The sequence below is a fragment of the Acidithiobacillus sp. TH-A36 genome (assembly GCF_057473445.1).
The window spans coordinates 1-1,548 of sequence record NZ_JBYCKP010000157.1 but is presented as its reverse complement, the minus strand read 5'-3'; the positions used below and the strand labels follow the sequence as shown (position 1 = coordinate 1,548).

Genomic DNA, 1,548 nt, shown 5'->3' with positions numbered 1-1,548 from the left:
CATGGCATCTTGAATCATTTGCGGCAACTAAAGCAGCACTCAGGGCCGGACGAATGGCCTTAGCGTACGTTTCCGTTCCATTGGACTTCAGACCCCTAAGGGTACCCCAAAGAATCGGCGCACCCGCGAAGAAATTATCCAGAGTATTGCCCGAGAAGAAGCTGCTGTAAAAGCACGGATGGAAAAACGGCTAAAAGCCCTTCGCGAACGTCGGGAACGTCTGATTGCTGAAACGCCGGAACAGCGACGAAAACGCGAGCGCGAGCGCCGTCTCTTTGAAAAAGTATTGACGCGACTCGACTCGGATATGGGTTACATCCATGCTGTCGGAGCGGTGCAGTTCGCGCTTTCTAACAGTGCGGATTTGGATTCGTTGCATAAGATCGGTGAGCAGCTCTTATCGGATTTGGGTTTCAGAGGTAAAGGCAAAAAGAGTCGGTAAGTCAAGTATCTTTATTTATCAAGGAGATAATATCATGACAACGGTAACGACGGAGTATCATCTGAAGCGGATCGGCTTGGGCGATATTTTGAACGGGTTGGGAGACGCTGGGCCAGAGGATCTGGAAAAGGTGCTGCAAAATGCCAAGGTTAAAATTGTCTTTGAATTTAATGCGGGTGGCGCGAACACGAATGCCGGTGCAGGGGCCGCACACACTGATGACGAAATTATGGCGATGTTTCCTAGTGCTCTCGACAACAATCCCAGCGCTCAATATTTCTTGGATAGAATGCTTCGTGGGTACAAGGCGCTCTGTTTTGCTTTGCAAAAAGGGGGCTATTCGGTCTCAGACAAGAATGTGGCGATGATTTTGACCCAGGCTGACGTGATAGAAAATGTGCCGCGATGGGCGGGCATATCCGACACTCAGGAAGGGGGTGTTCTGGATGTTTTTCTGAGTGAAATCAGAGCCACTACAGATGCTGGATTCCGTGTGTCGGAAGATGCCCTAAAAAGTTGTTTTGGCCCTTTGCCGGTGCGATTGATGCAGCGCCAGTGACTCCGCCGTTCGTTGGTTGGGGGGCAAAAATGAATGGAAATGTGCTTGATGCAACGCTCGCGAAATTTGATAATCTAGTGTCCTGGATGCGCAATGAGGGCATCCATAAGCTGTTTATTTATGATTGGAACTTGTGTGAATGGTCTGGGCTTGAAGGTAAGTTTTCATGCTTGATAAACGATGCCCCGGTAATATTCCGCGAAACCTGGGAGAATTCTCGTGATCCTTTCAATTCGGCAACTTTAGGCGTTCTGAAAAGAAAATTTCCTCTACACGGCGATTGGGGTTGGATTTGGCTGGATAGCCTGAAACTAGACGTGAATCGTAACGGCTGGAATTGTCTTGTCAGTGTTTGGATCCAAACCGATGAGGAAAGCCTTGGTAGTGGTGTAGGCGAACAGGCCTGTCGTGAATTTATCACTACCGAAGGTTATATACGCTGGATCGGGTCAGAAAAATCCTGGGAAGCGAAAGTGGAAGCTAACACTCGCGTTGAGTATGGCGCTTTAGTTTATGATCCCAACGCCATTGGTTTCTATTAAGCCGC

General features: G+C 48.8%; 3 protein-coding genes. All 3 read left to right on the top strand.

What is annotated here, in order from left to right; all coding sequences use genetic code 11:
- The first annotated feature begins 178 nt into the window (after positions 1-178).
- The 3 genes from AC2VLY_RS04280 to AC2VLY_RS04270 all read left to right on the top strand — a co-directional run bounded on the left by AC2VLY_RS04280 (position 179) and on the right by AC2VLY_RS04270 (position 1,543).
- The gene (locus AC2VLY_RS04280; RefSeq protein ID WP_486892530.1) at positions 179-442 is read left to right on the top strand and encodes a hypothetical protein; all 264 of its coding nucleotides are present in this window, start codon (positions 179-181) and stop codon (positions 440-442) included.
- A gap of 76 nt (positions 443-518) precedes the next feature.
- Positions 519-1,001 (top strand): hypothetical protein, encoded by a 483-nt coding sequence (locus AC2VLY_RS04275; RefSeq protein WP_140390992.1) that lies wholly within the window; start codon positions 519-521, stop codon positions 999-1,001.
- A gap of 29 nt (positions 1,002-1,030) precedes the next feature.
- A complete protein-coding gene (locus AC2VLY_RS04270) occupies positions 1,031-1,543 on the top strand; it encodes a hypothetical protein (protein ID WP_031570790.1) in 513 nt (170 codons plus the stop codon).
- The last annotated feature ends 5 nt before the right edge of the window (positions 1,544-1,548 follow it).